The organism is Pseudotamlana haliotis (genome assembly GCF_008806375.1).
GTDB classification, from domain to species: Bacteria; Bacteroidota; Bacteroidia; order Flavobacteriales; family Flavobacteriaceae; genus Pseudotamlana; species Pseudotamlana haliotis.
This window is the reverse complement of the sequence record NZ_WAAT01000044.1, coordinates 200,202-207,233: the sequence shown is the minus strand read 5'-3', so window position 1 is coordinate 207,233 and position 7,032 is coordinate 200,202. Positions and strand designations below refer to the sequence as shown.

The 7,032-nt window shown below is 36.2% G+C and carries 8 protein-coding genes; 4 read left to right on the top strand and 4 right to left on the bottom strand.

Going from position 1 to position 7,032, the window contains the following annotated elements; all coding sequences use genetic code 11:
• Positions 1 to 55 precede the first annotated feature (55 nt).
• Positions 56 to 511 (top strand): pantetheine-phosphate adenylyltransferase, encoded by a 456-nt coding sequence (gene coaD / locus F6U93_RS09560; RefSeq protein WP_150939196.1) that lies wholly within the window; start codon positions 56 to 58, stop codon positions 509 to 511.
• Between the two features lie 259 nt (positions 512 to 770).
• Here coaD and F6U93_RS09555 read toward each other — a convergent pair whose 3' ends face one another.
• The 3 genes from F6U93_RS09555 to F6U93_RS09545 form a co-directional block, all read right to left on the bottom strand.
• Positions 771 to 1,607, bottom strand: coding sequence for a T9SS type A sorting domain-containing protein (locus tag F6U93_RS09555; RefSeq protein ID WP_150939194.1), 837 nt, complete (start codon positions 1,605 to 1,607; stop codon positions 771 to 773).
• A gap of 355 nt (positions 1,608 to 1,962) precedes the next feature.
• A complete protein-coding gene (locus F6U93_RS09550) occupies positions 1,963 to 3,624 on the bottom strand; it encodes a SulP family inorganic anion transporter (RefSeq protein ID WP_150939192.1) in 1,662 nt (553 codons plus the stop codon).
• A 381-nt stretch (positions 3,625 to 4,005) separates the two neighbouring features.
• On the bottom strand, positions 4,006 to 4,587 hold the full coding sequence (locus tag F6U93_RS09545; protein ID WP_150939190.1) for an NUDIX hydrolase: 582 nt from the start codon (positions 4,585 to 4,587) through the stop codon (positions 4,006 to 4,008).
• 136 nt (positions 4,588 to 4,723) lie between these two features.
• On the opposite strand from F6U93_RS09545, the gene pyrE reads away from it, so the two are divergent.
• Together pyrE and F6U93_RS09535 are read left to right on the top strand one after the other, a co-directional pair.
• The gene (pyrE, locus tag F6U93_RS09540; RefSeq protein ID WP_150939188.1) at positions 4,724 to 5,368 is read left to right on the top strand and encodes an orotate phosphoribosyltransferase; all 645 of its coding nucleotides are present in this window, start codon (positions 4,724 to 4,726) and stop codon (positions 5,366 to 5,368) included.
• Between the two features lie 74 nt (positions 5,369 to 5,442).
• Entirely contained in the window at positions 5,443 to 5,838 is a 396-nt protein-coding gene (locus F6U93_RS09535) for an SRPBCC family protein (RefSeq protein ID WP_150939186.1), read from the top strand.
• Here F6U93_RS09535 and F6U93_RS09530 read toward each other — a convergent pair.
• Positions 5,835 to 6,566: a biotin--[acetyl-CoA-carboxylase] ligase gene (locus tag F6U93_RS09530; RefSeq protein WP_150939184.1), complete on the bottom strand. Its 732-nt coding sequence runs from the start codon at positions 6,564 to 6,566 to the stop codon at positions 5,835 to 5,837. The genes F6U93_RS09535 and F6U93_RS09530 overlap by 4 nt on opposite strands.
• 93 nt (positions 6,567 to 6,659) lie before the next feature.
• Between F6U93_RS09530 and rsfS the strand changes: the two genes are divergently transcribed.
• Positions 6,660 to 7,031 carry a ribosome silencing factor gene (gene rsfS, locus F6U93_RS09525; protein ID WP_150939182.1) on the top strand — a complete coding sequence of 124 codons (372 nt, stop codon included), beginning with the start codon at positions 6,660 to 6,662 and terminating at the stop codon, positions 7,029 to 7,031.
• The last annotated feature ends 1 nt before the right edge of the window (position 7,032 follow it).

Here is a 7,032-nt window from a genome sequence, read left to right as displayed (position 1 = left end):
TCAATAGTCAATAGTCAATAGTCAATAGTCAATAGTCAAAAACTAAACAAAACACATGAAACGCGCATTATTTCCAGGGTCATTTGACCCGATAACCTTAGGCCACGTAGACATTATAACGCGTGCCGCGACCTTATTTGATGAAGTCATTGTCGCCATTGGTGTGAATGCTGATAAAAAGTACATGTTTTCCTTAGATCAGCGTAAAAAGTTTATTGAAGACACCTTTAAGAACGAACCAAAAGTTAAGGTTGCGACCTATAAAGGTTTGACAGTGGATTATTGTAAAGAAATTGACGTGCCATTTATTTTACGCGGACTAAGAAATCCGGCGGATTTTGAATTTGAAAAGGCTATTGCACACACCAATAGAGATTTAGCCCCAATTGAAACCGTGTTCTTATTAACCTCGGCACAAACCTCTTATATTGCTTCGAGTATTGTGCGTGATGTGATTAGAAATAATGGAGATTATACCAAGTTGGTTCCTGATGCTGTGCGGGTGGACTAAGTTTGAGAGGTTCAAAGCTTCAGAGTAGCAAAGTTACAGGGTTACAGAGATATAGAGTTGCTGAGTTTTAGAGTAACCAAGATTTAGAGCTGTAAGACTCAAAGGGTTTTGTACTTATTCACTTGCATTAACTAAATTATCCTCCAACAAACCAACAACCAAAAACAAAAGGTCTAAAAAGTAAATACTTCTTAGACCTTTTTTTAAGTTTTTATGAGGCTAAACAACTTTATTAAAAGTTGTGGAACAAGCCTTTTTTTTAGTGCTTAACGATAAGCTTCTTTGCAGCTGATAAGCTTCCTGAAGCATCAGATAATTTCACTAAATAAATACCATTAGCAAAGCTTGAAGTACTTATTGATAAAGAATTAGTGAAGCTCTCGATAGATTTCGATAAAACTAATTGTCCTTGTAAGTTTACAATTTCAACTTTGTTTACTTTGTTGCTAAGGTTATCTAAAGTGAAAGCATTGTTAGATGGATTTGGATATAAAGCAAAACCACTTAATTCATTTTCTTCTACTGAAGCTGTTGATGCTTCATAAAACTTAAGTTCACTAATAGTATTCCAAGCACTATCTGCACGACCATAGCATTTTAGCATCACATATTTCACATTTGCAATTGGTGTTGTCATCAGGAATTGCTTGTAAGAGACGTCTAGGTTACTTAAAAGATTACCTGAACTAGGAAAGGCATTCACAAAATCTGCTACATCAGACGTTCCTGTAGACACCCAAATTTGAAACTGATAAGTTGGGTCTTTTGCAACCGTTAAATACTGAAGTTCTGCCAATTCGTAGGTTCCGCCTAAATCAAAAATAAGAGCTTCTCCACGATTAGGCATATCTGCTGCACTTTCTCCAGCCCAGTCCGTAGCGATATCGCCATCAACAGCGTTATCAGCATAGTTTAATTTCCCAGCCGCAACATCAACTTGCTGATTAAAGAAAAATTCAACACTTACTCCTGAAATTTCAGTGTTAGTGGTCGCCACTGGATCTTGAGCAAAACCGTAAGCTCCAACTAAAAGTAAAGCACAAGTGGTTTTAATAGTTTTCCAATTAATTGGGTTCGTTTGTAATTTTGTTTTCATTTTGTTAATATATTTAGATTAGTTTGCACTAATATATGAAAAATATTAAACACTCTAAAAACAAGTGTATTACCAAATTAACTACAGAAAAACCAACAAGAACATATAATACTACAAACCAATATTTTAACAAGAAACTAAGACTTGTAAAAAAAATAAAAAAATATTTACAAGACTGCGTTAGGGATTGCAGCGGCATCCTTTTTTTGGTTAACCACCTCTACACCTACAAATTAACTTTTGCTTTCATTACACAACTCATGTTGCAAAATAAGCTCTGGTCCAAAAAAAGATATAGCGGAAAGCCCGACCATAGTCTGGAACCCAAGTGGAAGGCTATGGTAACGCCCAAAAACTAAAGATTATACTCCCCCAAACCTTTGGTAAAAGCCTCTGGATCTTCAGCAAGATGGTAACGTGGATCATCTATGGCCTCAACAACCACTTCACGGAATTTCGGGTTCGATTTATAAAGAAGAAGTTTACAATCTTCACTTAGGTGTTTTAATCTAATTTGTTTACCGGCTGCTTCGTATTTATTAACCAAGTTGAAAATGGCTTCCATCGCCGAGTGGTCGCTAATACGTGATTCTACAAAATCGATTTCAACGGTATCAGGGTCATTTTTAATATCGAACTTTTCATTAAAAGCTGTAATCGAACCAAAAAATAAAGGTCCCCAAATTTCGTAAACTTTAGTACCATCTTCGCGCATACGCTTACGAGCACGAATACGAATGGCATTCTGCCAAGCAAAACTCAAGGCTGAAATAATCACCCCTACAAAAACCGCAATAGCCAAATCGAAAATCACGGTAACCGCCGAAACCACGATAAGCACCACGGCATCAGACTTTGGTATTTTCTTTAAGATTCTAAAACTAGACCAAGCGAAGGTTTCGATAACCATCATGAACATCACCCCAATAAGCGCAGCGATTGGCACTTGTTCGATAAGTTTATCGGTAAAAAGAATAAAAGTCAGTAGCGTAACTGCCATCATAATTCCAGACAATCGACCACGACCACCAGCTTTGATGTTAATTACGGTTTGCCCGATCATACCACAACCACCGGTGCCTCCAAAGAGTCCAGACATGATATTTCCAGCACCTTGAGCAATACACTCGCGGTTTCCGTCGCCACGACTATCAATAAGCTCATCAACAAGGTTCATGGTCATTAAAGACTCTATCAAACCAACACAGGCCGCTAAAAAAGCGTAAGGTAATATAAAGCTAAGTGTATCTAAATTAATGGGTAAATTTTGCCACAGCTCTAAATTAGGGGTTGGTACTTCACCTTTAAGACCAGTTCCGCCACCTTCAATAATATAAGACCCTACGGTTGATACGTCCATATTGAAACCAACCACCACCAAAGTAGTTACTAAAATAGCCGTCAAAGCTGCAGGAATTTTTGTAGTGATTTTTGGTAGTAACCAAATAACCCCCATGGTTAAGACCACCAACCCTATCATAATGTAAAGTTCAGTACCGTGCATAAAGGTATTGACGTATTCTTTAACACCTGCTTCAGACACTTGTAAGGTTTTATGAGAAAACATTTTGACCTGAGCCCAGAAAATGACAATAGCCAGACCGTTTACGAAGCCCATCATTACTGGGTGCGGTATTAAACGCACAAAACGCCCCAGTTTAAAAACACCTGCAAATATTTGAATGATCCCCATGAGAATCACACAGGCCATCAAATAGAAGAACCCCATGTTTTCAATAGGTTGATCGAAAAGCATGCCTCGGGTATGACCTTCGGCAATCATGCCTACAAAAATAACAGCTACCGCACCAGCAGCACCAGAAATTAACCCTGGGCGCCCACCAAAAATGGCGGCTATTAACCCTACAATAAAGGCACCTGAAAGCGCCATTAGAGGGTCTATTTGCGCCACAAAAGCAAAGGCTACCACTTCGGGCACCATCGCTAAAGAGACGGTTATCCCTGCTAGAACATCATTTTTTGCATTTGCTGCGCGCTTAATAATAAAATCGGTCATGGCTCGTTTTTTGGAGCTGCAAATTTAAGTTTAAAATGTTGTCTTGCAAGCAGAAGCTATTTATTTTACCATTACCAAAAACTATAACGTTTGAGATAGCTATTTCAGACAAGAAAGAAAAACAACAACAATGTTTTATGAGACCTAAAAATATTGTTAAAAACTCAAGTGATTGAGCCTAATTATTAGTTAGAAACAAACTTGAGTCCCACAATAGAAGCTATTAGCCGCAAAAGCCACCTCAAACAACCCCGCAATAATCAATAAAATCCAATTCATAAGATTAAACTTAACTACTTCAACTCCTAACCTACTTAACTACACCGCACTGAGCCCCGCGAAGTGAGAACCCCTTAACTACTTAACTACTTCAGCCCCCAATTAAACCAACCTCCGAATATTAGCATAAGAATTCCCCAGCGCCTCCTGAGCCTCCTCATTGTTCAACCACTCCACTTTAGTAATTCCCTCTTCTTCTTGTCCGTTTAAATCACCTGTAAAATCCGTTTTCATCTCAAACCAGTGTGTTATTTTAATCTTATAGCGCCCGTGACGTTTAAAAATGTGATAGGTAGTATCTAAGGGTTTAGTAATAACGAGTCCGCTAACCCCGGTTTCTTCAGTGACTTCTCGAATGGCAGTTTCTTCAATACTCTCATAACGCTCGGCTTTTCCTTTAGGCAGGTCCCATTTATCATTTCGGTATATGAAAAGAATATCTCCTTTGGCATTATAAACCTTTCCCCCACCAGCGATAACATTGGGCAGTTTCTTTAAAAACTTCTTAAGTAATTTCTCAGGATTTTTATGAATCAGTCGTGCTTCTTTCAGCGATGAAGTATTCAGTTTTCTAATAACTTTCACCAAGTTCACCGTATCAAGCAAATAATTCTTAAAATTGATTTCCTGCTCTACTTGGTTGGTTAAAATCATAGGTTTATCTCCAACAAAAACTTTAATCATAGTCACTCTTAGTTAACAATTTCTTTAGGTAAAAGTATTAATTTTGTTCACACAGTAAACGAAGATCAAAAAATAATTTCATTAAAAATAAAACTCGATTCATTTTAAAATTAAATTTATCCGTAATTTTGCCAACATGATTTTCAACAAAGACACAGCAAAAAAAACAGCCGAAGTTTTATTGCAAATAAACGCTATAAAACTAAGTCCTCAAGAACCATTTACTTGGGCATCGGGCTGGAAATCGCCAATTTATTGCGATAACCGTATTATTTTATCATTCCCTCCTGTGCGTAATTATATTCGTGAAACTATGGGGAAATATATCGAAAAACACTATGGTAAACCCGACGTTATCGCGGGCGTTGCTACAGGTGCCATTGGTATAGGTATGCTTGTTGCCGAATATTTAGGACTTCCTTTTATTTATGTGCGACCAGATGCTAAAGGCCACGGAAGAAAGAATCAAATTGAAGGATTTATTCAAAGTGGTCAAAACGTGGTGGTTGTAGAAGATTTAATAAGCACTGGCAAAAGTAGTTTAAATGCTGTAAAAGCTTTAAAAGAAGCTCATGTTAACGTTAAAGGCATGATTGCCATATTTACTTATGGTTTTGACGTTGCCACGGAAAACTTTAAAGAAGCTGGTGTACACTTAAACACTTTAAGCAACTACGAAAACTTATTAGAACAGGCATTAGATACCAACTACATTTCTGAAAAAGAAATAAAAACTTTATCAGAATGGAACAGTAATCCTAGTGAATGGAACGCTAATTGATAGTAGCTCCTTGTCATTTGAAGGCATTCGTTTAAAAAAATGCCTCAGCAATACATAACACTATTTTAAATATTATGAATTTAGAATCCCCAAAAGTTACGGTAACAAAATCAGAAGAAGAGGTGTTTAAATTTCTATCTGATGTGAAAAATTTTGAAGCGATTATGCCTGAAAACATCAGTAAATTTGAAGTTTTAGGTGACGATAAATTTCTTTTTGCTTTAAAGGGCATGCCAGATATCGTACTTAAAAAGAAAGAAGAGGTGCCTCATAATAAAATTGTTCTTGGTGCAGCAGGTGGAAAAATAGACTTTTCACTAACTACTCAAATAAATAAAATTGACAATGGCGCCAGCGAAGTACAATTGCTTTTCGATGGAAACATCAACCCTATGATGGCCATGATGATTAAAGGTCCTATCACAAAATTGATAGAAACCTTATCAACAAATATCCCTAAAGCCGTTTAGTACATTAGGGTAATTTCTTTTAAATCGAATTCTTTTATAATGTTGTCTTCTAATAAAACCTGAAGGTTTCCAAAATTAGAAACACCTTTTATAAAACCAGAAAATAGTAAACCTTCAGCATCTTTAAATGTTGAGGGTTTATTTTTTCTAAACAAACAGGATTCATATTCGGTTTTTAGGTTTTCAAATCCACCCTCTTTTAAAAGGTCAAAATAATACTGAACTTGATTTAAAACCGCCAAAGCCACTTCATCTAAGTCATAAATAGCGCCTGTAATTTTTGTCAATGAGGAGGCTCTAGGTAAATTATCAAATTCAACTTGATTGACATTCAAGCCAATTCCTATTATTGAAGCGACAATATCTTGCTGTTTCATGACATTTTCAATTAAAACACCACATATCTTTTTGTCTGCTGACAAAATGTCGTTAGGCCATTTTACATATAATTGCGGAATTAAAAAGGACTGTAAAGCCTTTCTTAAAGCTAAAGCAACCACCATACTAATACCAAAAGGGTGTGTTAGCGAAAAGTCTTCTAGGCTCTTAAATACGCTAAAAGTAAGGTTTTTAGCCTCTTGAGATTCCCATTCTGCCCCCCTCTGCCCACGACCTTGAGTTTGCTTTTTAGCAATAACTGTTGTAAAATCTTCAATAGCAGAACTTGAATAAAGCCTTCTCAAATAGCTGTTTGTAGAATCGGTGGCATTAAGTTTGATAATAATCATGAACAAGTTATTGGGATAAGACTAAATCTTATGGTATTTTTAAACTATAAAGAACCAAAAAAATAATAACTTTGCACAAATTAAATAAATTTAATGGCGAAAGAAAATATAAGCGCAGACCAATTAATATCCGTTATTATTAGTGGCATTGAGGATGTTAAAGGACAAGAGATAAATATTCTAGATTTAAGAGAGATTGAAAATACGGTTTGTGATTACTTTATTATTTGCGAAGGAACGTCAAATACACAAGTAAACGCTATTGTTAACTCCATTCAGAAAAAAGTAAGCAAAGAACTTAAGGACAACCCATGGCATACTGAAGGTATGGATAACGCCGAGTGGGTATTAATTGATTACGTCAATGTTGTTGTTCATGTCTTCCAAAAACACATTAGAGAATTTTATGACATCGAAAGTCTTTGGGGTGATGCAAAAACAACCGTAATAGAAACCAATTACTAAA